Below are 22,754 nucleotides of genomic sequence, written 5' to 3' on the forward strand. Positions count from 1 at the left end.
TACACAGTGTTTCGAACAATCGCTGCCACCGTGCTCATCGCCGCCGTCGCGATGCTTTCGACCGCATGTTCCGACGAGGACACGTCACCGCAGCCCACCACGAGCTCGACCTCGGTCACTAGTACCCACCCGCAGTCCAGTGCCGAGTCACCGCAGCCCTCGCCGAGCACCGCTGTGCGAACCAAGCCCGGCGCCGGAGGATCACCGGCAACGCCCACTGCGGACAACCCATCGGTTCCGTGTGAGGGCACCATCTGCACCAACCCCGACCACGGCGCAGGAACCGACCCGCAAGGGAACGGCGGAACAGTGATCGAAGACCCGCAGGGCGGAAACGCAGTCGTGCCCTGCGAGGGCACCATCTGCACCAATCCCAACCACGGCGCCGGGAACTGACGGGACAACCTGAGCCGCCATGAACCCTCGATCACTTCACACCGCAGCCACGGCGACCCGCCGCGGATTCCTCGCAACAGCCGCATTGTCGGTTGCGGCGCTGTCGGCGTGCGCGCACACATCACGCACAACAACGGATCGAGCTAGCCCGGACCAATCCGCCTCCCCGACCGATCCACCCCCAGCCGAGACCCTCGGCGATGACCAACGTGATCGCCGCACAACCACACCCGAAACCACCGCCGACGACTACCGGACACCGACGGACTGGGGCACACACCTACCGGGAATACACGCGAGCGTCCCCACGCACTATGGCCGGCCCACACTCGCATTGACGTTCGATGCATGTGGGGGACCTCGCGGTTCGGCAGTCGATCACCCACTGCTCGAACTCTTGCGTGAATTTGCCGTACCGGCAACGCTGTTCCTCAACGAACGGTGGATCAGGTCGAACCCTTCCCTAGCGGCCGAACTCGCGTCCGATCCCTTGTTCCAGCTGGAAAACCACGGAACGCGTCACGTACCACTCTCGGTCACCGGCCGCGCCGCGTACGGCATCGCCGGCACGGCCACCGCTGCTGCTGTGGCCGAGGAAATCGAGTTCAATCGCCGCTACCTGTACGACGCCGTCGGGGTGCGCAGTACTTGGTTCCGTTCCGGTACTGCGCACTACGATGATGTCGCCGTAGAGATCGCGCACAGCCGCGGAATCCAGCTGGCCGGATTCGCTGTCAACGCCGATGCCGGTGCCACCGCCACCAGTACTGCGGTCACGCACCAGCTGACCACTGCGCCGGACGGAGCGATCGTGCTAGCGCACATGAATCAGCCCTCTGGTGGCACAGCGGCAGGGATGCGTGCCGCGCTGGCGCCGCTCCGTGACAAGGGAACTCGGTTCGTGCATCTCGGCGCGCAGACGTGATCGCCGAATCAGCGGGACCACCTGCACATTTCCGCTCCTGGTCTCGCGGGAGATTCACAGGATCAGGACTGCGTCTGTCAGCTGCACGCGAACGCGCACACTCTGTCCTGTCACCGCGAGGTGAGCGTGAGCGATACACCGCCAACAGCCGCGAGGTGGATCGGGCCCCGGCCCCGGGAACCGCTGCTGCAACAGGTGCGATCCAACCGACACACTCGACGATCACCCTCGCCGACGTTGCGAGGAATCTTCGACCATTTCTCAACTCTCGAAATGCGGTGCCCCACTATGGATAGACGACGATTCATGGCCATGCTTGCGGCGGGAACAGCCGTGGCGGCAACAGGATGCTCGCGAGCGTACGGTGGGGACGCGATCGCACCCGAAACTGCGATGCCCGATGCACTCATCGCGCCGCCGCCCCCCTTGACCTCCGCTATGCCGGGGCCCCCGCTGCCTTCCGCGCGTGTGCCCGTCCCCCCCCGGCGCCCTCACCGCGATCCCCGGTCGGGGCAACAACATCGCCCTCACCGTCGACGACGGCGCCGACGCCGATGTCGTAGGCGCGTACATCAGGTTCGCCGAAGACACCGGCGCCCGGTTCACCTTCTTCGTTACCGGTATCTACGACGGGTGGACCGTACACAAACAGTCGCTGCGACCCCTCGTCGACAGCGGCCAGATCCAACTGGGCAACCACACCTGGGACCACCCGGACCTGACATCCCTGTCCTCGTCCGCGGCTGCCGCACAATTCGCGCGCACGAAAACATTCCTACTCAACACTTTCGGAGTGGACGGCGCCCCTTTCTATCGGCCTCCCTTCGGGTACCACGACTCCGCCGTCGACACGATCGCCGCCGATCACGGCTACACCGTGCCCACCCTCTGGTACGGGTCGCTCTCCGACTCTGGATTGATCACCGAGCAATACCTCCTCGAATGCGCCCACAAGTACTTCACGGCGCAGTCGATCATCATCGGGCACGCCAATCACCCGCCTGTGACCCACGTTTACGGCCAACTCGTGGACATCATCAAAGAACGCGATCTCGCGATGGTCACCCTCAACGACGTCTTCACAACCTGAGCAAACACCCGACCCTTCATCCGAATCCCGGTCTCGACATGTTCGCCGCGAGCTGGTCCGTCCCATGTTTTCCCATCGAAACAGGAGCCCCCGTGAAACTGACATACCGTAGTGCCCTCCTGGCAGGAGCGTTGCTGACCGCCACCGTCACAGGTTGCAGCACCGACAATTCTGCTGCCCCGGCCACTACCTCCGTGCATGCCTCTTCATCGACCACCCCAGCAACCACCACAGCACACGCAGCAGCCCCTGCCGTCAACCTCACCGGCCCCAATGCAGCCGCCCTCCCCAGCCCAAGTCCTGCGCATCCCCCGACTCCCGCCCCGGCGCCACTGCGCGACATCGACTGCGGCACCATCACCGGATCCAACGGCGCCACCGCCAACGTGATCGCCTTCGCCTCCGCTGCCGGCAGAGCAGGCTGCACCGAGGCCATCACCGTTACCAGCGACTACGTCAGCGCCCAACATTCCGGCGACTCCGCCGTCGTCGACGGCTGGACCTGCGAACCACAACCCGACAGCACAATCCCGCACATCTGCACGAACGGAGCCCTCACGATAGGGCTCCGCGGCCAAGCTGCACCCGCCTCCCCCCCGCCGCCCGCCCCGGCGGCGATCCGCACACTCGACCCGAATTCGACCCCACAACCGGCCAACAGCACCGAACCCCCAGCCCCTGCGCCGGCCGACACCGTCGAGGACGTCCACTGCGGCCCAGTCACGGACGCCGCCGGCAACACACGACAGGTGATCGCCGTCGGCGGCGCCGCCGGCCGAGTCGGATGCACCGAGGCCATCACCGTTGCCACCGCCTACGTCACCACAATCGCACCGACCGACGTCGCCGCCATCGACGGCTGGAGCTGCAACTCCCAACCAGACACCACCACTCCTTCCACGTGCACGAAAGACGGACTGGTCATCGGGCTACGCGCACTCTGATTTCTCTGCAAACCTGCCAAAGTAGTTCGCCCGGCAAAGCGGAGTCCGACACGATTCATCGGGTCGCCGCTACCGTTCGCATCCCACCGCGGGCCAGACCGATCCAGCGTCCGCGCTGCCGCGGGCCGATCCTCTTCAAGCGGAAACTTCTCGCCACTCACGACTCGTGGCAACGTGCGACTACCGCTGACCTGCACCTGAACATTGGTCGACATGCACCATGCGACTCAACCGAAAGTGAGCACAATGAGTACCTCCAATCTCACCCCGACCAAAACCAACACCCTGGCTGTCCTCAGTCTTGCGGCTTCCATCCTGTCGTTCGTTACCTTCGTGTTCATCCTCTCTATCGGCGGAATCGTCGCCGGCAAAAAGGCGCAGCGCCAAATCGCAACGTCAGGAGAAGGCGGAGCGGGAATCGCGAAGGCTGGCGTGGTCATCGGATGGGTCTCCCTCATCTGGGGCATACTCGGTGTCATTGCGCTGGCGGTGTTCTGGCGCAACTGAGTAGCCACGACGCGCTGGAGTAACGGAAGTCATGTCGCGCTGCAGTGGTGACAACAATTCAGTATGGCCCGGAGTCGAAAGGTGGCGTGGAGTGATCTTCCGCTCGTCACCACTTGCTCGAAGGCATCGCTATCGAGCATGAGGGGTCCTTCGATCCGGATGTGTTGGTGCTCGACGCCGGTGTGATGGAGGGCGGTGCGACTGTGGACATTCCGTTGCAGCGTGCGCGGGAGTCGTTCGATATCAACGTCTTCGAGCATCTGCAGTTGGTGCAGGCTATCGTTCCGAAGATGTTCGCCCGTGGTGCGGGTAAGGTCGTGTGGATGTCGTCGATGGGCGGCATCCTTGTTGCTCCGCTCTTGGGTGTCTATTGTGCGACGAAGCATGCCATCGAAGCGCTCGCAGGTTCGACGAAGGTGGAGTTGGAGCCGTTCGGGGTCAAAGCCGCAACGGTGAATCCGGGTGTGTTCGGAACGGCCTTCAACGACACCGGAGCGGAAAGTTACGTGCAGTGGTACGACGCGGACAAGGCCGGATGCCGGACTTCGGTGATTCCCTGGTCGGTCAGGCTGATCCGCAGGAAATGATCGATGCGATGGTCGAGATCATCCCGGCGTCGGAGCATCTGTACCGCACGATGCACCCACTCGGCACCGTGGCTGCGGCGAGCAGTGGCAAGAGACGGAGTGGACCCAAAATGCCTGAGAATGTGAGCATTTCGACTTCGGCGCAGCAAAGGATCACCCGCGATCGCGTGAACGCGGTGATAGCACGTGAGCGTCCCGCGGCGCGGGGATGAGATGCCGGTATCCGGGCGGTGCTCGCCCCTGGGGCGAAGGTGGTGACGGTCGGATGGTGCGTGGCTTGCCTCGAACGATTTAGCGGCCGCGAAAGCACGTACGTCGGTGTCGACTTCCGATTCAACCGCTCCTTGATCAGTCGGGACGATCTTGGTGTCGTCCTCGGCGCGGAGAAACCGTCGTGGTTTTTGGTATGTGAAGCCGGGGAGTGTGATTCATCGCTCTTCATGGAAGTAGCAGCACGCTTCCGCCGAACGCACCCGGTGCCGAGTTGCGGGAGTGGATATAGGGGTGCCGCTTACGGTGGTTCACGGATCCGGTTTGCGACCCTGCAAAATTTGATGTTCCTGCGCCTTTCGCGTTTTCGATTGAGGGGGCGACATGACTCGACCGCATGGTGGTAGATTTCGCCGCTTCGGAAGGCGCATCGCGGAAGTGATCATGGAATTCGTCGCCGAGCTCGCCGAAGGGTTGATTCGGTGAGGTCGGCGCAAGCGCGCTGGGTGTACGCCGGATGGGTGTTCCCGTCGATCGCCGAATGCAGGTAGGTGCGGCCGACCCGCGGCTGCTTCGATCGCCCTCTTGTCGAGTATTTTGTCTGCGCTTCAGGTGCGACGGGTCACCGCGGTGCAGTCGCGCCTACTAACTTGACATCTTAAGTTAGTAGGTATGGACCTTGCCTATGAGTTGCACGATCTAGTGCGCACGCTCGACAAGTGGGCGGAACGGAAGCTACAACGCCGGTCGCCACCCCCAAGCCCGCGAAGAACGCACCGGAGACGAAGAGCATGGTCGGAACCCAGAACCGAGTCACCAGGTTAGGTTTCTCCGTTCCCCATCGCGGTGGCCACAGTAAGGCGCACGGTTCGGCAGAGTTGTTCCCAACTATGGCTTGGGGATCCTGCGTCATCGGGTCAAGCCCCTTCTGACGACCTCGGGGACGATCGTCGATCCACGTTGGGGTTTCGTCTGGTTCTTCTCACTGCAGTTAACGCCACGTTGTTAACATTCAGCAACCGAATGAGGTGGCTTTGTGGGCAGGGTATAAGTCGAAGCAACCTCCGGCCTAGGTGGACCGCAGCGCGCCATCAGTGTCCGCAGTCCGCTCACCGCACGTGATGGAGTAGTAGTCGAGGGAGGGCGAGCAATGGCGATCGCAATCATCATTGTGGTCGTGACAGTGAGCATCGGGGCGATTGTGCGTTCGACACGCGTTGCGTCTCGTCCCGCGCCGGCGGGCGAACCGTAGTTCCTGGCCGCCCGTCACGTGCATCAGACGCGACGCGGGAACTGCCCTCAGTAGAGTTCGGGCGCGAGTCGAACCCCGGATGTTGCTGACGAGCAGCCAGGTGGGCCGGTGATCGCGCGCACTTCCTGCCAGGCATTGAGCGGGGCACGGCCCCGCGACACTGTGCGGCACAGGTCGGCGGGCCCCTCGTGTTTAATACCCTGAAGTTGTGGGCAGCACGGTATCGGCCCTTCGGACAGACGTCACCATGTAAGTTCGCGGGTCACCTGAGTGCGTGCCCCTAGTCCGGCAGGGGTGCGCATGGTCCGTCCGGTGGTTACTGACGAGCGATCGGACGGACCTCCCATGTTTGCAATGTGAATGGGTGGGGCATTAGTGGTGTGGTCCATCGGAATGAACGCCACCTGTTCTCACCGGTGACCGCGCATCTGCGTGTCGAACTGTCATCGGACCCGACACGCTTGGTCCGCCGACGGGTGTTTACAGGTGATGTCGGCGGACCGCCAAGATTACGTGCCCGACCCCGACAGTTCGTGCGCGCCGCCCACCGAGCTGCGGTTGCGCTCCGGCGCTGGCGGGCATCTGGTCCGCGTGCCGTAATCGGTGCGCTCGTTCCGCTCCGGCTAACGGTGGGGCCCCGAGGGACCACCGAGTCCCGCGTGCCGACTGAGTGGGCTAGATCGGGCACGCTTGGCTCAACCGGGACGGCCTGGGCAGCCGTGATCCGGTTGGGCCACCTCTTGTTCAGTTGGCGTTGCCAGACTAGGAAACGTGAAGCACCGAAATCCCGATCACAAACCAGAGCTGACTGAGGCCGTTTTCCAATACGGTTCAGACGGCTACGAGCTGTCTGTCGCCGAGGTGAAGCATCTGATGTCGGAAGCTGAGACCATCATGAACGGGGAAGGATCCGGCTTGATTCGTGCGACGATCGATGGCGCCGAGAGGGCATTCCTCGTCTCGGCCGGAGCGCTCGTCACCTTCCATGTCCCCATCGGAGCCCTGGGGGAAGTTCCGAAGGAGTAGCTATCGGTAGCTCGGTCGCGTCCCATCCCGCGGCGGGTATCGCGGGAAGATTCTGTACCTGATGCGCGTGTATCGATCCGCGTTCTCGGGGCGGGTTTACTCGTTCGGAGATTAGGCGCGGATGTCCATCCTGGACAACGCATTTCCGTCGATGGCGAACGTGAACCTATTGGGTCCGTTGAGGCCGTTTCCGCCGACTCAAGCGGGACGGTTGTTTCGGAGGTTGTGTTGACGAAGTCGAGGACAGACGAGGTCACCTGTTTACCAAGCAAGTGCAGCGGCTGAGTCGCGTGGGCGGATTGTCCGGTCGAACGCGAAACGGTTTTCGAATACCATCAACAACCAGTTCAATCTCGGGGGCGGCGACCGGCAAACAACGATGGTCGCTCCCGCAATGTTGCCCGCTCCAGCACGCCAAGTATCAGCGTTGGTGCGGAATCAATTTCGATGCTGCTCGACGCCACGACACTCGACAGGCGAAGTGGCCAGGATGCCGGTTTTCGCCGATGACGCCGCAGTAGCTTCGGCTGACAACGCGCCTGTGAGCGATATCCGAGAAGAGGGTGCAATGCATCCTGGACGAGTCGATGCAATGGCGACCTAGACGTCCCTTCTTCTCGGGCAACAGGACAGGGAAATGTTGGTCTACGTCAACTGTGTCGACACGCGCGGGATATTTGCCCCTGTGAATTACTGCGGAGTTGCTCTGCGAGAATCAGATGTATGACCGAGAACAACGGGAAAACCAGCGGTGCGATAGGTGTCGGTTCCAGGGTCAGTGTTACGGCGCCTGGAATCGAGACCGAGGGGAGCGCGGTATGTACGGGCGTAGTCATTGAGGACTACGCCGACATGGTCATCGATTCCGGATCGGTGGGGCGAGATTGGGCTCCCGTGCATCGGTGGGCGATCGCACTCGATGACGGGCGACTGATATTCGCCAACGACGAAAATCTTGCTGCCGCGGACTAGAAGGTTCTCCGCACGAACTCGTAGGAGTTCTCCTGAGTTCGGTAGCTGGCAGGCTGTGTCGGAAGCGGATTGTCGCGGAGTTCGGTAAATTTCCTGGTGTGGAGCAGGCGTCGAGGTTGCGGGATGCCCAATTGGGTGAGGGCTACGTAAACCTTCCGCTCGATCGAGAGGCGCTGCAGTTGAACCTCACTCTGCAGCGACTGAGTGCCTAGGGAGCGGGACGATTACGTAGGACTGCGGTCGCCGAAGACACCAGGCTGTCCAACCACTCTCCACGTGGTTCCCCGTAGCGAGTGCGTCTGGCGGGTGGCTCGATTACGCGGCTCGATGATATTCGGTCCACTGCAGGGCCCGTTCGAACAAGTTGAACACCTGAGATGTACTGCCCTAGCCATCCGGCGTGTGAAGTACTCCGTTCACTCGCACTGGAATTGGGGTACCTCCAGTGTCTCCTGCTGTGCGGCGCCGTATTTCGTCCAGGATTTGCTTGTTCGACATTTGTTGCAGCGACATCCTGGTAGGGGAAAGGGGACGGTTCTCTTCTTCGGTCATGTAGCCGGCGGCAATCAGCACTTCTTGGATCGGCGCATCGAACAGCACTGCGACTTGCCGAAGAACTTGCGGGGATGGCGACCGCACGATCGTTGCCCAATGACGCAACAACGACGGATACACCCCTAGTGCCCGCGCAGCCTCCTCGGTGCTCTCGTAGCCCCGAGCATCGATCTGGCCGCGAATCCACGCTCCGAATCCTGTGCGCATGGCCAGTATTTTTCCATGAAGGCCTGGATCGATATCGGCTGTGCGCCACGAACGGCGAACTTTCGCCGAAATTTGTGAATGCAATCTTCGCCATCGTCACCGTCAGCAAGCTCAACGCGAACACATGGGACCGGGGTTTCTGCATCGCACTCGCCGTCGTCGTCGTGATCCGCATCCGCGGAAACGCGTTCCACTCCTGTTGCGCATCAATCGCCGCACAAGAGTTCCTCGACGGTGGGGGACGTCTCGGGTTCAACCCCCACGCCCGCTATTGCAGCGGCCACAGCGATCACACCACCGGCCGTGGTCCTTGGCATTCACGTACGAAATCGCAATCTGGTAACGGAAGTCGGAATGGACTAAGCCGCTTACCGTTCGATCGTGAAAACGACACGGAGAGTGGGAACACAAGAGTGTTGCCCCTGATCCGACCGTCAACTGGAACCGATCCGCGACCCTCACGCCCACGAAAAGAACGACCACAATATTGCTGAGTTGTCGGAAGAGGAACGAAACGAGGACACCGCAACGGCGGCTGTACAGACCTTGCCAAAAGCGCTGTCTACTTCCACTTTCCATCCAAGGGAGCGATCGTCGAACACTTCATCTTGGACTGGTACCGCTCCGTCAACGAAACCGTCGGCGGAGCAACGGCCGGCATGAGCAGTGCAGCAGGGGAGCAGCTGGCAACGTTCTTCACCCCTCGCGCACCAGATCGTCGAGAACCCACCAATCTGCGGACGGCATGAAACTCACCTCGACCCCACCGTCGACTTTGCGCATCGGGTGGACGCCATCAGCGATATCGTCAAGACCGCCATCCCCGAAGGGGAACTCACCGACACCCACCGCACACCGTCTCGGATGGACCCTGTGCGCCGGAACCACCCATGCCTCCTTGCAGGAAGATATGGAGGTGTTCACCCGGATCAGTGACACCGTCGCAACCCGCACCGAGTCCTGAGCGCTTCAGCGGCACCATCGGCGTCGTTCTGTTCGTCACCGACAAAGGCGAACGCTCCTGAGCTCTAGGGCGACGCCAGTGTCCGGAATCAGATCGAGGGTTCTACACACGGGGAAAAACGCTCATACAGAAGGAACATTCGTACCCGCACAACGGCAGAACAGAGTCGAAAGTCCCCGCTGAACGCCGATGAAACGCCACCGAAAGTACGAGAGCATCCCCGAAAGGGTTGAACTTTCTCCGGTTTGTGTGACTTCGAGTACTACTGGTCGGTAGCCTTCGCTCCGAGCACATAGATGTGACTCGCGACACACCGATAAGAGTGGTGTTTCGGTGCGTCGATTCCATGCCTGAGGAGCCCAATGTCCAAGAATGCCTTGAGAACCCGAGTTGTCCCCACGATGGCGATCGCTGCAGCCCTTGCATTGATAGGAGGAGGCGTCGCTACTGCTGAGGAGAATTCCTCGCTCGGTTCGTCCGGTACACCCGCCGCTACTCCTTTGACGTTCGACGGGTGGTCGTCATGCCCCGTCGAAGACCTCGACGTCGCGACCTGCGCAACCGTCGTGGTGCGCGGCGGTTCGATGAAAATCGGGGGACTGACCGTGCCCGTCCCCGACGGCGGACTCAAGATCGCCGGCGGAGTCAAGTACGCCACCCAACCCGACGGCAGCTTCGTCGAAACCTTCGTCCCCAAGCCGGACGGCCGAAACGGGGTGTACTCGAACCCGATCTCCGTCCCGGGTGGCGCCATCGGAATCGACACTCCACTGAATCTGACCCAGATCACCGCAACAGTCGAAGCTGTTGGGCTACCGAACATCAAGGTGCTCGATCAAGAGCTGACGATGCCGGTACGACTGAAACTGTCGAACTCGTTGTTGGGTAACAACTGCTATCTCGGCTCCACGGCGAACCCGATCAACCTCCACCTCACGACCACCGGTAACCCGCCCTCGCAGCCCATTGGCGAATATCCCGGAGCAGTGTTCCCTGCCGTTCAGCACACCGACAATCTCTTCGCAGCTCCTGCCGCCAGCGGGTGCGGGGTCTTCGGTGCACTCAACTGGGCGGTGAACCTGCGAGCAGGAACCCCCTCGGCCAGCGGAAAGAACTCTCTGACCACTTCCAGCGACGTCTACACCGTCGCCGCGCGCAAGGTACGACCGCCGGCAGCTTCCGCTGCGCAGGCAGCCGAACCTGCAGCTGTGGCGCAGATGGGAGCCGCCGGGTAGAGATCACACCCGCCTGAATTTCTTTCGACTGACGGTTCACCCCAAAGGTATTCGACAGAAAGGCACATCACATGTCATCACGCACAATGCTCGGCAAGGCCTCCGCGATCGTCGGGGCAGCAGCCGCATTGACCATCGCTGCATCCGGGATCGCAGCAGCGTCCACCACGATCAGCCCCGCCACAGCCACTCCGGTGACGGCCACCAGCAGTGGGCTCAGTTTCGTGACAACTGGCGGTCTCGAGTTGTACTGCACCAGCGTCAGCGGAACCGGAACCACCCCTGCAGCGCCCGGTAACGTGAACTCCGGAACGGGCGGCATCAACATCAACATCGCGAGCGTGGGACTGTCCGGATGTGACCTCGAAGGTGTGCCGGCAACGATCACCACGGCCGGTTCCTGGGCTCTGAACGTCAACGCCGACAGTGGATCACCGATGGGAAGTATCAAAATCCCCAACGGTGGAGCTCACGTAGTCGCTGGTAGCTGCGTCATCGACGTCACCGCCAGCACTGCCGGCCCCGTGCCCTACAGCAACACAACACATACCGTCACCGCCAACAACACCGGAACGGTGAACTTCACCTCCAACGGGGGCAGCGCATCCTGCCCGGCAGCAGGAGCCGGAACGGCGAAGATGACCGGGGCGCTCAAGTTCAACTCCGCGCCCGGCATCACCGTCACTCCCTGACCCGGAATGTAGTTGCGCCACAGCCACACCCGCACTAAGTGAACTACATGCGGGTGTGGCTGCGGCGTACAGTTCGCGAACCGTCCCCCGGCACCGGTCGCTGCCTGAGCAGGAAGGTTCACAGAACACATGATCGTTTGGCCGAGGACCCGCCCGATCTCTCGTAGTATTTCTCCACGGCGGTGAAAATCCCAGATCACCTTCTAGTGCCTCACCGAGAACCTGAGTGCCTTACTACCCATCCACGATCATGCATCATCTCACCAGTAGTGATGCGCTGGCCCTGTTGAGATGAAGATCGTAGTCGGCCTACGAATCGATCCGAATCGACGCTGTGACTCTCGGAACTCTGTGGCCCAGTGCTCGGTAGAAATGGTCGGCCGCGGCTGTGACGGAACGATTGACGGGCGAGTTCCGAGTGTCGGGACGCATTCAGTGTCCTGCACGGTGGCCGTCAACTCGATGTTCGCAAATAGCGCTGATCGCTTCAAACCTGCATTCCTGCAGACCGTTCGATCGATTATGCGTGAAGGTGGGACTCACGGTTTCGGGTGAAATTCCGAGTAAGCGTGCTACTACTTTACCGGAATAGCCTTCGGCGACCCGTTCGATGATCTCTTCTTGGCGCTTACTCAATCGCATCACGGTCGCCTCCTGCGGCGGTATGGATGGGCGCGGCGGGAGCAACTCACGTTTTGCGTCCAGTGGGGACGTGGAGGCAAAAACGATGCACAACAACGTGGTCGATGCAGATATGGGGTTGCCGAATCCGACTTCATCGCGGGTGCAGGGTTGATCCTGGCCGTGCGTGATGATTGCCAGAGTCCGGCGCGGCTGTCGATAGAGCATCGAATCCTGAGCTGGTACCTCGTTCGTCAGATGTAGTACTGCAGATGGATGTGCAGCCGCGTACCTGCTGATTGACTCTCTCCCGGAAGGGAGTCGTCAATGAGTACGTCCGTCAACCGAAACGGCTGGTCGATCGTTGCGTTGTCATGCGCCGGAGCGGCATTGGTGGCCGCGTTCGTTCTAGGCCCGGCCGCGTTGTTACGCGGACGCTATCCGCAGTTCCAGGATCAATCCGTCATGAGTGAGCTGCTCGGCCGCGGCTTGGTCGACTACTGGGGTAGCGGAGTCCGCACCTATCCGCTCGGCTTGGCGGCGATGGTGGACTACTGGTTCGAGTGGCACGCGATCAAGATCGTCATCTCGGTGCTGCTGACCGCGGTTCTGGGTCTGCTCGCGACGACCCTGTGGCGGCGATCTCTGACGGCCGGCGTAGGTTGCGTGGTCGCGGCGGCCACTACGACTGTGCTGTCATTGTTTTCGGTGTCTGTGGCTGTGCTCAACATCCAGTCGACGGTCGCACCCGTAGTCGCGCTGCTTCCGATGCTCTCCGCGGACAACTCGGACGGGCAGACAGCGCAGTCTCTGATCGAGAACGGTGTGCGCAGCGGAGACTCCAGGCCGCCACTGCTCGAGTTGCTCACACAGGTCGAGCACTACAACTGGGCGGCGATTGTCGCTATCGCCGGGGTGATCGCTGTAGTCGCAACCGGAACCGTCATCGCCTTCCGACGCTACAGGTCGTCGGACACGACAAACGGTGCCCACCGTCGGATGTTCGTCGTCCTCGGATCGCTCGGTGCTGTGATGACCATTGCGATGGCGCTGCTGTTCGTCGCGGCCGTTGTTGCCGTCGTCGATCCAGGAGAAGCTCTGCTCGGCGCGGTCGGCCTGTGACTCTATTGCCGGTCCAAGATGAAGGCCGACGGCGTATCCATGACCGAATCGCGGAAGTGCTGAACATCGCTCGCAGTACGTTGTACCCAAACCTGCAGTAGCAAAAGCGAATTCGCTACGGCATCGGAAATGTTGCGTCTCCGCCGGCACTGATGACTCGGCCGGCACTGACGTCACCGGTTCGGCCTCGATGGATGCGCTTCCTACAATTCGATGGGGCGATTCGGGTGTGGGCCTGTGGTTGGCGCGCTGATATCTGTGCGCCAGTCCCTCGACCGCGATGAGCGGGTAACGCAGCTGTCTGCCGAAGTGGGAGAGGGGCAGTTGCGTCGTGGGTTGCAGATCGTCAAGCCGCGGCTCTCGACGGCTCGTTGCGGTAACGCGACAGTCGGCCGTCGGTTCCGGTAAGCCGCCAGGACCAGAGGGTGAGCCGGGTTCGCATTCCGTTGGCGTCGGCGAGGCTCCGGACGTCTGCGCAGGACTCTGTAAGGAGTCGCCGGAAATCGGGGTTGCGCATCGAGTAGGTCTCGCGCAGAACATTGCGGGGAATACCCAGCAACGTGGCGTCCTGCCGGCTCGGGACGACGATGGACCAAAACCCTATGCGCATGACTACAGGCGTGGTGAGGCCGAGTGCGAGGCGGTTGAATCGGCTCATGCGCGGAGCGTGATGGCGCAACCATGCATGGGCGAACCCGATGTGACGTGCTTCCTCGGCGAGATGGATCTGCATGATGCGGTCGGTGAGCGGGTGGATGCCACCGCCGCGCATGATGCTCTTCTGGATGTGGTCGATCGGCTCCTCTCCAGCGAGGATGATCTGAAAGAAGAAACTGGGCCACAGCGATCCCAGCGAACCGACCAGGGGGAAGGCCTTGACAAGCCACGTTGGGGCACCGTGGACCTCCGGAGCCACCCGGTTGGTGAACTCCTGAAACATCTGGATGTGGTGTGTCTCTTCGGTGAGTTCGTGCATGAAGTAGCGGAATTCGGGGTTCTCGTTCGCCAGGCCCATCAAGAACTGGGTACCGCCGAGAAGGAGCAGTTGCTCGAACTGGGAGCCGGTCTTTGTTATAGATGCGAGCCGAATCCGGGCAACCCGCCGTTGTTCCTGGGGTGAGAGCGCGCGGTACCAGTCGGTGTGGGACAAGGGGTCGACCGCGGGGAGTGTCCATCTTGGGTCGTCCGCGGGGGCGGCGAACTCGGGCGAATTCCAGGCGATGTCTTTGAACGCCTCGAAGTGGAGCCCTGTCGAGGATGCCTCGGACAGTGTGCGCAGAGTGTCGTGGTAATCGCGATGTTCGTTGACGGTATTGCGCCCCGTAGTTGAGCGGACAGATGGCGCGTTACGCCGCGTGCGACGAGGTGTTAGGAACTGCATTTCGGGCTCCTTTGTGGCATCTATCTCAGACGTGCCCACAGTAAACTAAGTGTGACTACGCGTCCACAGTAACTGTATGAGTCTGCACGTCCACGGGTAAGTCCGGAAGGGCGAAAAGGACGCTCAATATCGCACCATGCACGCAGCTCTCGGCATTTGATGGTGGTGTGGGTCCTGCTGTCGAGACGACAGCGCTGGACGTGGTCGACGGTCGCACGTTAGGCCGTTGTGTGCATCCGCCGACCTATGCGGTGGGATGGGCGCAGGGAGAGGTTCTCGCGATCTCGTCACGGTTGGTGTCCCCGGTTGATCGGGTCGGAACTCACCTCGCCGAACTCGCGTCCCTGCACCGCGACGACATCCGAGGCGGCGCCGACAGTTGATCATGTGGATCGGCCCGCACGTCTTTCGTCATGCGACGGGGATCCGATGGACCGTGGTTTGTTGCTCGGATGGCGATCGGTAACAGTGGAAATATCTCACCGGTAACTTTCAAGTTGTGTCAGTTCTCTTTCTTAAGTGACTGTGTAACAACCATTTTCGATGGAAGTCGCTATCTGAATTGAAATTCTGGGCGGAAATGCACGACGACCAATGGCTCTGGCAGGGGTAACTGTGCGCGTCACCGATGGCGACGGAACCAACAGCGTCGAGATCGACATGCTCGTGACCGCCGACGCCATCACCGAAGTGCCGTCGGTTGGCTGAGACTTGTTGAGCGCCGAGTCTGCAAGAGCGGAGTTTGCGTCAGGCGCTCCCGGTAGAAGGGCGGTAGCCTTCAAGCATGAAACGGTCCAAGCCGGAAGGCGTTGGGCTGTAGACGTACTGGCGGCAGAGGGAATTTTTGCTTCGGAGCAACCTTTGGCCGCGTTACGTGAGTTGCGCCGGGCGAATCGAGCGTTGTCGCTTACCGGTGCCAAGGTTCTTCTGGATCAACTTCTGCCACCTCGCTAGCGCAGTCGCGGATCGCTATCACCGAAACGCCAGCGATCTGGTCCTGGGTCACCACTCCTGAATGATGTCGACGGTGCTCGTCCAGATCGCAGGGTTGTTGACCGCGAAGGTACATCAAATCAGCACGGCATCTCCGGGTGGCTATGAGGTTCGGAGACGCGTCGGGGTGGTTGCTTCCTTTGAATGGCTCTTTCTTACTGGCGGGGCGGTGTAGCCGTTTTCGCGGTGACCACCAGATCATACTTTGGTACGCTTAAAGTATGACCATGAAATTTACCATAAGTCTGCCTGACGAGGATGCACATCTACTCGACGAGTATGTGCGTGATCACGGACTTCGTGGCCGGTCGGCAGGAATTCGAGCCGCGCTCCGCCTACTCTCGACGTCCGGACTCGAACGTGACTACGCTGCAGCCTTTGCCGAAGGTGACGTAGATGAAGTGTGGGACGCTGTCACGGCAGACACGGAATGATTCGCCGCGCGCACATTCACTGGGTGGATCTCGATCCCGCGCAGGGCAGTGAAGCGGCGAAACGACGACCGGCGGTGGTGGTGAGCAACGACCGGGCCAACGCTACTGCAGAAAATCTCGGCAGGGGCGTGATCACCGTGGTTCCGTTGACTACCAATACCGCGCACATGTTTCCGTTTCAGGTGATTGTCGAGTCCGACGAGTCAGGTTTGGCGCGAGCGTCGAAAGCGCAAGCGGAGCAGGTACGGTCGGTATCGGTTCGGCGTCTGGATCCTGAACCGGTCGGCAAGGTCGGGACGGAGACTTTCGCCGCGCTCGAGGATGCGCTGCGGTTGCACCTCGATCTGCAGTAACTTGGCGCTGTTGGGACCGGGTGATCGCCTCGATCGTCGGGGCGCGGTTGCCGAAGAACTTATTTTGTCTCCGCGAAGAAGCTGTTCGGCTCCGAACGCTGCCATGCCGGCACTGAACTGGACGCACTGAACTACTGGTTCACCCGGTGTGGGTGATTCGCGGCGTGGTTCTTTTCCGGACCATCTGGGTATGGCCGACATCAAATTGACGTATTCCTCCGGAGTTGTCCCCAGGGACGGAGAGCTTCCCGCTCGCGACCACATCGCGACGGTGTTCGACGAACTCGACTTCCAGACTGCGGTGCAGGCGTACTTGTGGGCCATCCCCATCGTATCCTGGGCGCAGTGGATGGACGTGCATACCAACATCTTCGGAGCAACTGCATCCGATATCGTCGTCTACCGCTCCTATCGTGACCGACTGGGCCTGATCACCGCCAACGCGACGACTCCGTACATCTTGAACTTCTTCGATCTCGGTACAACGGGTCCGTTGGTAATCGAGTTGCCGGCGGGGCCGACCGCCGGGGGCATCGCAGATTTCTGGCAACGAGAATTCGCGGTGCTCGGTGAGATGGGCCCCGATGCAGGCAAGGGCGGCAAGACCCTGGTAGTCGGCCCAGGCCAGAGTGCCGAGGACACAGGTGAATACACGGTTGTCCGCTCCCCGATGATGCACATCATGTTCGGCTTCCGCACGCTCGATCCGGACCCGGCGCGCTCGGACGCGTTGGTCGACGCTGTCCGGGTGTACCCCTACTCCGATCGTGAGAATCCGACTCCGACGCGTCTGGTCTCACCGGACGGCAAGCCCTGGAGCGGAATTCAACCGCGAGACCTTCGGTACTGGGAACTTTTACACGACATCGTGCAGGACGAACCTGTCGAAGAGCGCGACCGGTTCCCGATGGCGTGGCTTCGGCAGCTGGGGATAGAGAGGGGCAAACCGTTTGCCCCGGATGATCGCTTGCGGAAGATCTTGCAGCGGGCCGTCGAAGTGGGGGTGGTGTTCGCTCAGGCGAATGCCTTTGTCAAACGCTTCCCCGGTTCGCGCTACTGGCCGGATCGTCAGTGGGACTTGGCGATTGTTCTGGACAACTCCGCTCAGCGAGGCGGCAACTACGACGAGTTCTACGAACGCGCGTCGTGGTTCTACGAGGCAGTCAGCTTCTCCAAGGCGATGAAGAGTACGACGCCTGGACTCGGTCAGGCATATCTGGGTAGTTACTCCGACGCTGACGGTCACTGGTTGGACGGCGGAAACAGCTACACACTCCACGTACCTGCCGATGTCTCGGCAAAACTGTTCTGGTCTGCGACGGTCTATTCGGTCGACACACGCGGTGCCTGATCGACAACGAGCAAGGGCGAGGCGACCGTGGCTCGCGAGATGCCGATCTTGTTGTCAACGAGGACGGTTCGGTAGATCTTTTCTATGGACCGACTGCTCCGGTAGGGAAGGAATCCAATTGGGTTCAGACCATTGTGGGTCGGCACTGGTTCTCGTATTTCCGCTTCTACGGACCTCTCGAACCATATTTCGATCGAACGTGGAAGCTTGGTGACATCACGCCCGCCTAGATCATGTGTTCGGTGGTCGAGGTCTGTCGACGATTGCGCGGTATGTGACCTAGCCCGAACGGGCAGGTGTGAGAGGAGGAACTCTCAGTCGCGTGGTAGGTGTGTGTGGCATGGAATCTAGCAGCACTAGAGGGGGCGTGTTGCTCGGTGCGGGGCGCTTAGTCGATGGGTGTAGTGGTGGTTCGGCAGGTGGGGTGGAGGTCTGGTGTCCGGTTCAGACGAGGCCGTATCGGCGTGCCACGAGGACGGCATCACGGCGGGTGTTGACGTCGAATTTTCGATAGATTCCGCGCAGGTGGGTTTTGACGGTGTTGACGGAGACGAACAGGTCAGCGGCGATGGCTTCGGTGGTATCGCCAGAGGTGAGCTTTGGCAGTACTTTCTGTTCGCTGTGTGTCAGGAGTGCTGGCGGGGGTTCCGGGGTGACTAGTGATGTCCGCACGTGGCGTGCGAAGTCCTCGTCGAGTTGGAAATAGTTGCGCCACAAGGTAATTTATCATTCTCGTATTTCGAATCGGAAAATCTCGATCTCGAACAAAATCCCAAACTGCAGCAGCACGCACTCCGACGAGCCGGAGCGATCCGCTTCTCCACCGACCACGAATCCGGTTCCAATACGCCGCGTCCCCAGCTCGCCGAATGCCTGAACTACCTACGCGAGAATGACGGCGATGTCCTCGTCGGGTGGAAACTCGATCGCCTCGGACGGTCCGTCCGCCACGTCATCGACACCGTCCACAACCTCGGTGAACGCGGCATTGCATTCCGTTTCCTCGCAGAAGGATTCGACACCGCCACCGCAGGCGGCGAATTCCTCTTTCGCATCATGGCAGCTCTCGCCCAAATGGAACGGCGCATGATCGTCGAACGCGCCCACGCCGCCTCGAAGCCGCCCACCGTCATGACCCCCCCCACACGCTCCGCACTCGCTCGCGCCCTCCGTGAACAAGGTAAAAGCCTCGATGCCATAGCTTCGACACTTGGTGTCGGACGCTCACCAGTCAGTCGAGTGAGGGCCGATCAGTCTGGGAGCTTGCGTAATTCGGCGATGGTCAGCCCCAGCGAGTCCAATCGAGCCATAATGCTCCTCATTTCGACGTAGTCGGCTATGGGACCGTGCAGGCTCGTACATCCGCTGGAGATTGGTGTCACGTGCATATTGGGAAAGATGCCGCTCACCCGTGTCAACACGTCACCGTCAATGAGAAACTGGTAGCGAATCGGAGCAGTCACCTTGATCGCCCTAACATGTCGAGACACCCTGTGTTCGAGCCAGTTTTGCAGGGAGGCCACGATATGGCGTCACCCGTTTCGGATGACCGCCAGGCCAGCAGTTCAGCCTTCCACTGTGCCACCGACACTCGGTACTCCAGCTTGGCGTCTCGTGTGGCAGCATTGCGCCGCAGTTCACGCGAGATCGTGGACGGATCCCGGCCGAGACTGCGCGCGATCTCACGCACGCAAACCACTTGTGCCGCGGGAATCGCTAGCTGCTCCAGCTCAGGACACGGCACGTACTGCCCACCCGGATCGGGCAATTCGGTCATCGCCATTCCGACACCCTGCCGGAACCGATGGGCTCCGACCGCAGGAGACACGCCCACCGTTTCAGCTGCGCACTCCGAGGTGAAGTCCGTCGTTACCTCGCCAGAACTCGCGTTCGATGCTGCGCTGGGTTGTCGGTGCCACCCGGCGAGATCATCGTGGATCTGTCAGTCATCCAGCCGGTCCGCGCGGAAAGTGGGTCCCGTGCTGTGTGCTCAACGCGGGGACGTCCTCGACGTCGACGGAACCGAGATCATCGACCATCCGTACATCGAATGCCGAGAAGCTCTATCGAGCTTGGGCCTGAACCGCGCCCGCATCAAGGTTCCTCCGTACTCGCTCCACGTCAACGGTCCCATGCAGCATTAACCCTGGAGCAATTTTCTCGGTGACGTCCGTGACTGCCTGATCGACCTGAATTCGCTTTTAGGTTCGGGTGCTGGTTTGAGATCCTTGTGGAAGCGAGATGGGGTTCCGCATTCGCAGTTGCTGCTCGCGGTTGGTCGTCGGGAGCGAGTCTACGGATCGTTTTCCTCGAATCCGATGTACAGGATGTCGTGGAGATCGTCGGGTTTTCGGGTGTTGTGGCGGAAGCGGACCCGGTCCCCGCGTCTGGGTTTCGTGGGCACGCTTGTGGCACGTCGAATGTGGCCACCTTCAGGGTGTTCCGCCGTAATCGTGACGTGGTAGCTAGCTTCACTGTCGGAGATGTTGTGTGGGTCGATGACCACTGAGGTGATGGTGCCGACCGACTCCTCGCCGTCGGCGTACATCGCCGTCTCGAGTCTGGTCAGCGTCATGAAGTAGGGGAAGATCGACGCCAGCAGTACTCCGATGTCCAGGAACCAGATCCACCACGGACCCTCCCCGGAGATGGTGATGTACCAGCTGATGGCCAGCATGACGACGAACGCGCACACGCCGACGACGCCCAGTACATGAAAGATGCGCTCCAATACGGCCAGGCGGCGGATGCGTGTCCGCGTCTCGGGAGTGCGCGCGTGGGCCGACCATTGCTCGAATTTGGTGTTCATGGGCGAACCTCGCGGCCGCGTCTTCGTGCAGAAACGGCGAGAGGAATCCGATCACGATCGGCTCGCACATCGTTTCCGGTTGAGTCATGATTCACCCCTCGTCGACGTCGAGTCGATTCCGACGACATTCGCATCTTTGTCGACTGAGTTCGGTCTTGACTACGTTGGCGCATGATTGAGTGTCCATCGTCGGCCGGAATACAGCACCTTGCGAATACTGTATATCCGCGAGGTCGACCTCCCCGGACGCCACTGACCGCCCCTGTATATGGCGAAGCCGCCGACACCGAAAAGGGCGTCCAGCGGCTGCACCGGGTCGGTGCCCGTCGCGCGTTGGAGCACTTTCCCTCATTCCAACATGACGTCCGCCGCGAACGGATCGGTCGCGGACTGTATCCGTTTGTAGGCGTCTGTGAGTACGGCTTCACCGTGTCCGAATCCTGCGATGTGTGCTTTCGTGGCGGCGAGTTTCGAGAGCGAGCGGGCCGCACGTGCGCGATCGGTGTTGAAGACGCCGAGGATCACCTCTCCGTGGAACTCGGCCACTGTCCGTGGAACTCGGCCACTGCGTCACCGGTGAGCACCGCATCGGGCTCTGGCAGGTACAGCGCAATACTTCCCGGGGTGTGCCCTGGTACCGAGATGACACGGGCCCCGCCCGCGAAGTCCCATTCGTCCCCGTCTCGGACTTCATGGTCCACACGACAGGCAGGACCGTGCGGTGCTTTGTTGCTGTCGGCGTGAATCGTTCGCTCAAGATCTGTCAGTTCGGGAATCGGTCCGCTCTCGGTACCGGATACGAATGCTGAATCATCTGCACCTGCTACAACTTCGACGGTGGACCATGTCGCTATCTCAGCGGCGGAACCTGCGTGATCGTCGTGGAAATGAGTAAGCACGATCCGCTTCACGTCTGTGCGGTCCCTACCGAGCGCGGACAGCGCTGGTCCGATCAGGGCGGCGCTGTCCGGCCATCCTGTATCGGCGAGCGTCACGCCGTCTTAGTCTAGCCAGAGGTAGCAGTTGAGCAGGTGCGCCGGCCCACCGTCGATACGGAGTCGATACAGCGACGGTACGAGCCGCAGAAGTCAGGCGATCGCATCCGCCGAAGGTATCCGGGCGGTGAAGCCCTCAGCGCTCCTTTCGCTCTCACCGAACGACCCAGGTTACCCGGCGAACCCCGATTCGGGCCCTGGGCGACACCGACCGCCCCGGATGTGACGTAGCCGCCGTCACCGAAAAGGGTGTCCAGCGACTTCACAGGGTCGGTGCCCGTCGTGCGCCTCTCGGCAAGTGGCCGTTCGAAGCGGCACTTCTTTCGGTGGTACCCGGGGCAAAGAATTTCAGCACCGACAGCCTATATAACGAGCATCCCCGCAGGCACGCACGATTCGACAACATACGACCGCACTATCGGCCTCATCAGGGTCAGCAGGATTTTCGGCAGGCCGAAGCTGCGTGGGTGGGCTCTGTTATGTCTTCAGCGGACGAGGCGGTGCCCGAGAGGTACGCCGAAGGGCTGAGTCGTGGCCACCGAACCGAGTGATCGGGTTACGAAGGCGATGACGAGAGCTCCAGTTATGAGGCACAGTGCTTTTCGTTTCACGACATCTCCGTTTCGAGGTGTGCTAGATACGACGGGCTTCCTGCCGCAGGTAGTTGCCGAGGGTAACTAGATTCGGCCTTCTGTGCTCCGTGGCAAGGCAGCCCTGACGGCCACACAAGATAGGGGACCGTCAGGGCTGGTAAACGAACAACAGTATCGCTATACGTTTACAATCCGACCATACCTGCAACGGTAGCCGTATCGTAACCCCCGGGTCTTTTGATCTCCGACTTCGCCCTCTGTCGCAATTAGGCGGGGCGCGTGATGTGTGAGTTCGCAGTGGCAACCCGAGACGACGTCGAGAGCGACTCTCGGATCGGAATGACATCCGCAGGGCAGGAACTTCGGTGATCTTGCTGCAGTCTCAGCCGTTCGGCCGGCGAGATCCATGGGCCGTCGTAAACCACGCTGCTGCAGCGTCGGCATTGCGTGCAGTACGCACCGTTTTTCATCAGCTAATACGACTCTCGGCGTCCGGGTCCCGACCCGCGGAAGATCTTGTCGGCGCAGTCGAGGCGAGAG

General features: G+C 61.1%; 24 protein-coding genes and 3 pseudogenes. 19 read left to right on the forward strand and 8 right to left on the reverse strand.

Annotated elements, in window-relative coordinates; genetic code table 11:
* Positions 1-6: 6 nt before the first annotated feature.
* The 8 genes and pseudogenes from ABIE52_RS01995 to ABIE52_RS02030 all read left to right on the forward strand — a co-directional run bounded on the left by ABIE52_RS01995 (position 7) and on the right by ABIE52_RS02030 (position 7,909).
* The gene (locus tag ABIE52_RS01995; RefSeq protein ID WP_019749936.1) at positions 7-396 is read left to right on the forward strand and encodes a hypothetical protein; all 390 of its coding nucleotides are present in this window, start codon (positions 7-9) and stop codon (positions 394-396) included.
* A gap of 19 nt (positions 397-415) precedes the next feature.
* Positions 416-1,321, forward strand: coding sequence for a polysaccharide deacetylase family protein (locus tag ABIE52_RS02000; RefSeq protein WP_019749935.1), 906 nt, complete (start codon positions 416-418; stop codon positions 1,319-1,321).
* A gap of 466 nt (positions 1,322-1,787) precedes the next feature.
* On the forward strand, positions 1,788-2,411 hold the full coding sequence (locus ABIE52_RS02005; protein ID WP_354541414.1) for a polysaccharide deacetylase family protein: 624 nt from the start codon (positions 1,788-1,790) through the stop codon (positions 2,409-2,411).
* A 92-nt stretch (positions 2,412-2,503) separates the two neighbouring features.
* Positions 2,504-3,355: a hypothetical protein gene (locus ABIE52_RS02010; protein WP_029538855.1), complete on the forward strand. Its 852-nt coding sequence runs from the start codon at positions 2,504-2,506 to the stop codon at positions 3,353-3,355.
* A 246-nt stretch (positions 3,356-3,601) separates the two neighbouring features.
* Positions 3,602-3,862, forward strand: coding sequence for a DUF4190 domain-containing protein (locus tag ABIE52_RS02015; RefSeq protein ID WP_019749932.1), 261 nt, complete (start codon positions 3,602-3,604; stop codon positions 3,860-3,862).
* Positions 3,863-3,972: 110 nt separating this feature from the next.
* Positions 3,973-4,567, forward strand: a pseudogene (locus ABIE52_RS02020) (SDR family NAD(P)-dependent oxidoreductase); the annotation flags it as partial.
* Between the two features lie 2,115 nt (positions 4,568-6,682).
* On the forward strand, positions 6,683-6,937 hold the full coding sequence (locus tag ABIE52_RS02025) for a hypothetical protein (RefSeq protein WP_019749929.1): 255 nt from the start codon (positions 6,683-6,685) through the stop codon (positions 6,935-6,937).
* A gap of 723 nt (positions 6,938-7,660) precedes the next feature.
* The gene (locus tag ABIE52_RS02030; RefSeq protein ID WP_080910986.1) at positions 7,661-7,909 is read left to right on the forward strand and encodes a hypothetical protein; all 249 of its coding nucleotides are present in this window, start codon (positions 7,661-7,663) and stop codon (positions 7,907-7,909) included.
* Positions 7,910-8,296: 387 nt separating this feature from the next.
* Here the strand turns inward: ABIE52_RS02030 and ABIE52_RS02035 are convergent, their stop codons facing one another.
* Entirely contained in the window at positions 8,297-8,671 is a 375-nt protein-coding gene (locus ABIE52_RS02035) for a helix-turn-helix domain-containing protein (RefSeq protein WP_019749926.1), read from the reverse strand.
* A 608-nt stretch (positions 8,672-9,279) separates the two neighbouring features.
* Here ABIE52_RS02035 and ABIE52_RS02040 point away from each other — a divergent pair.
* The 3 genes from ABIE52_RS02040 (at position 9,280) to ABIE52_RS02050 (ending at position 11,562) form a co-directional block, all read left to right on the forward strand.
* Positions 9,280-9,420 carry a hypothetical protein gene (locus ABIE52_RS02040; RefSeq protein ID WP_192712988.1) on the forward strand — a complete coding sequence of 47 codons (141 nt, stop codon included), beginning with the start codon at positions 9,280-9,282 and terminating at the stop codon, positions 9,418-9,420.
* 577 nt (positions 9,421-9,997) lie between these two features.
* The gene (locus tag ABIE52_RS02045) at positions 9,998-10,870 is read left to right on the forward strand and encodes a hypothetical protein (protein ID WP_019749922.1); all 873 of its coding nucleotides are present in this window, start codon (positions 9,998-10,000) and stop codon (positions 10,868-10,870) included.
* 71 nt (positions 10,871-10,941) lie between these two features.
* Positions 10,942-11,562 carry a hypothetical protein gene (locus ABIE52_RS02050; RefSeq protein ID WP_241896168.1) on the forward strand — a complete coding sequence of 207 codons (621 nt, stop codon included), beginning with the start codon at positions 10,942-10,944 and terminating at the stop codon, positions 11,560-11,562.
* A 432-nt stretch (positions 11,563-11,994) separates the two neighbouring features.
* Here the strand turns inward: ABIE52_RS02050 and ABIE52_RS02055 are convergent, their stop codons facing one another.
* The gene (locus ABIE52_RS02055) at positions 11,995-12,411 is read right to left on the reverse strand and encodes a LuxR C-terminal-related transcriptional regulator (protein ID WP_019749919.1); all 417 of its coding nucleotides are present in this window, start codon (positions 12,409-12,411) and stop codon (positions 11,995-11,997) included.
* A 99-nt stretch (positions 12,412-12,510) separates the two neighbouring features.
* On the opposite strand from ABIE52_RS02055, the gene ABIE52_RS02060 reads away from it, so the two are divergent.
* Positions 12,511-13,305, forward strand: coding sequence for a hypothetical protein (locus ABIE52_RS02060; protein ID WP_192712987.1), 795 nt, complete (start codon positions 12,511-12,513; stop codon positions 13,303-13,305).
* 346 nt (positions 13,306-13,651) lie between these two features.
* Here the strand turns inward: ABIE52_RS02060 and ABIE52_RS02065 are convergent, their stop codons facing one another.
* Positions 13,652-14,686, reverse strand: a complete 1,035-nt coding sequence (locus ABIE52_RS02065; RefSeq protein WP_192712986.1) for an AurF N-oxygenase family protein — start codon at positions 14,684-14,686, stop codon at positions 13,652-13,654.
* A 167-nt stretch (positions 14,687-14,853) separates the two neighbouring features.
* Here ABIE52_RS02065 and ABIE52_RS02070 point away from each other — a divergent pair, with 167 nt between their 5' ends.
* From ABIE52_RS02070 to ABIE52_RS02090, 5 genes are all read left to right on the forward strand, one after another.
* Positions 14,854-15,069, forward strand: a complete 216-nt coding sequence (locus ABIE52_RS02070; RefSeq protein ID WP_019749916.1) for a hypothetical protein — start codon at positions 14,854-14,856, stop codon at positions 15,067-15,069.
* 837 nt (positions 15,070-15,906) lie between these two features.
* A complete protein-coding gene (locus ABIE52_RS02075) occupies positions 15,907-16,113 on the forward strand; it encodes a ribbon-helix-helix domain-containing protein (RefSeq protein ID WP_241896167.1) in 207 nt (68 codons plus the stop codon).
* Positions 16,110-16,466 carry a type II toxin-antitoxin system PemK/MazF family toxin gene (locus ABIE52_RS02080; RefSeq protein ID WP_192712985.1) on the forward strand — a complete coding sequence of 119 codons (357 nt, stop codon included), beginning with the start codon at positions 16,110-16,112 and terminating at the stop codon, positions 16,464-16,466. Before ABIE52_RS02075 ends, ABIE52_RS02080 begins: the two co-directional genes overlap by 4 nt.
* A 190-nt stretch (positions 16,467-16,656) precedes the next feature.
* A complete protein-coding gene (locus tag ABIE52_RS02085; protein ID WP_354541415.1) occupies positions 16,657-17,817 on the forward strand; it encodes a DUF1254 domain-containing protein in 1,161 nt (386 codons plus the stop codon).
* Positions 17,817-18,047: a DUF1214 domain-containing protein gene (locus tag ABIE52_RS02090; protein ID WP_354541454.1), complete on the forward strand. Its 231-nt coding sequence runs from the start codon at positions 17,817-17,819 to the stop codon at positions 18,045-18,047. The genes ABIE52_RS02085 and ABIE52_RS02090 overlap by 1 nt, the downstream gene beginning before the upstream one ends.
* A gap of 214 nt (positions 18,048-18,261) precedes the next feature.
* Here ABIE52_RS02090 and ABIE52_RS02095 read toward each other — a convergent pair whose 3' ends face one another.
* Complete coding sequence (locus ABIE52_RS02095) at positions 18,262-18,489, reverse strand: response regulator transcription factor (RefSeq protein WP_019749911.1); 228 nt, start codon at positions 18,487-18,489, stop codon at positions 18,262-18,264.
* On the opposite strand from ABIE52_RS02095, the gene ABIE52_RS02100 reads away from it, so the two are divergent.
* Entirely contained in the window at positions 18,490-19,149 is a 660-nt protein-coding gene (locus ABIE52_RS02100; protein ID WP_354541416.1) for a recombinase family protein, read from the forward strand.
* On the opposite strand, the pseudogene ABIE52_RS33990 reads toward ABIE52_RS02100, so the two are convergent.
* Both ABIE52_RS33990 and ABIE52_RS02105 read right to left on the reverse strand, forming a co-directional pair.
* Positions 19,143-19,205 (reverse strand): annotated as a pseudogene (locus ABIE52_RS33990) (hypothetical protein); the annotation flags it as partial. The gene ABIE52_RS02100 and the pseudogene ABIE52_RS33990 overlap by 7 nt on opposite strands.
* A gap of 71 nt (positions 19,206-19,276) precedes the next feature.
* Positions 19,277-19,600, reverse strand: coding sequence for a helix-turn-helix domain-containing protein (locus tag ABIE52_RS02105; protein WP_080910982.1), 324 nt, complete (start codon positions 19,598-19,600; stop codon positions 19,277-19,279).
* Between the two features lie 196 nt (positions 19,601-19,796).
* Between ABIE52_RS02105 and ABIE52_RS02110 the strand changes: the two genes are divergently transcribed.
* Positions 19,797-19,961, forward strand: coding sequence for a hypothetical protein (locus ABIE52_RS02110; protein WP_157902096.1), 165 nt, complete (start codon positions 19,797-19,799; stop codon positions 19,959-19,961).
* Positions 19,962-20,110: 149 nt separating this feature from the next.
* Here the strand turns inward: ABIE52_RS02110 and ABIE52_RS02115 are convergent, their stop codons facing one another.
* Both ABIE52_RS02115 and ABIE52_RS02120 read right to left on the reverse strand, forming a co-directional pair.
* Positions 20,111-20,626, reverse strand: a complete 516-nt coding sequence (locus ABIE52_RS02115) for a hypothetical protein (RefSeq protein WP_019749908.1) — start codon at positions 20,624-20,626, stop codon at positions 20,111-20,113.
* Between the two features lie 348 nt (positions 20,627-20,974).
* Positions 20,975-21,728: pseudogene (locus tag ABIE52_RS02120) on the reverse strand (MBL fold metallo-hydrolase).
* Positions 21,729-22,754 lie beyond the last annotated feature (1,026 nt).

This window comes from Rhodococcus sp. OAS809 (assembly GCF_040546695.1).
Lineage (GTDB): Bacteria > Actinomycetota > Actinomycetes > Mycobacteriales > Mycobacteriaceae > Rhodococcus_F > Rhodococcus_F qingshengii.

Coding starts and splice junctions, on each gene's coding strand:
- ABIE52_RS02000 (WP_019749935.1), top strand. CDS start 416: ATGAACCCTCGATCACTTCACACCGCAGCCACGGCGACCCGCCGCGGA.
- ABIE52_RS02015 (WP_019749932.1), top strand. CDS start 3,602: ATGAGTACCTCCAATCTCACCCCGACCAAAACCAACACCCTGGCTGTC.
- ABIE52_RS02030 (WP_080910986.1), top strand. CDS start 7,661: ATGACCGAGAACAACGGGAAAACCAGCGGTGCGATAGGTGTCGGTTCC.
- ABIE52_RS02035 (WP_019749926.1), bottom strand. CDS start 8,671: ATGCGCACAGGATTCGGAGCGTGGATTCGCGGCCAGATCGATGCTCGG.
- ABIE52_RS02045 (WP_019749922.1), top strand. CDS start 9,998: ATGTCCAAGAATGCCTTGAGAACCCGAGTTGTCCCCACGATGGCGATC.
- ABIE52_RS02050 (WP_241896168.1), top strand. CDS start 10,942: ATGTCATCACGCACAATGCTCGGCAAGGCCTCCGCGATCGTCGGGGCA.
- ABIE52_RS02055 (WP_019749919.1), bottom strand. CDS start 12,411: ATGCTCTATCGACAGCCGCGCCGGACTCTGGCAATCATCACGCACGGC.
- ABIE52_RS02060 (WP_192712987.1), top strand. CDS start 12,511: ATGAGTACGTCCGTCAACCGAAACGGCTGGTCGATCGTTGCGTTGTCA.
- ABIE52_RS02065 (WP_192712986.1), bottom strand. CDS start 14,686: ATGCAGTTCCTAACACCTCGTCGCACGCGGCGTAACGCGCCATCTGTC.
- ABIE52_RS02075 (WP_241896167.1), top strand. CDS start 15,907: ATGAAATTTACCATAAGTCTGCCTGACGAGGATGCACATCTACTCGAC.
- ABIE52_RS02080 (WP_192712985.1), top strand. CDS start 16,110: ATGATTCGCCGCGCGCACATTCACTGGGTGGATCTCGATCCCGCGCAG.
- ABIE52_RS02085 (WP_354541415.1), top strand. CDS start 16,657: ATGGCCGACATCAAATTGACGTATTCCTCCGGAGTTGTCCCCAGGGAC.
- ABIE52_RS02105 (WP_080910982.1), bottom strand. CDS start 19,600: ATGGCGATGACCGAATTGCCCGATCCGGGTGGGCAGTACGTGCCGTGT.
- ABIE52_RS02115 (WP_019749908.1), bottom strand. CDS start 20,626: ATGAACACCAAATTCGAGCAATGGTCGGCCCACGCGCGCACTCCCGAG.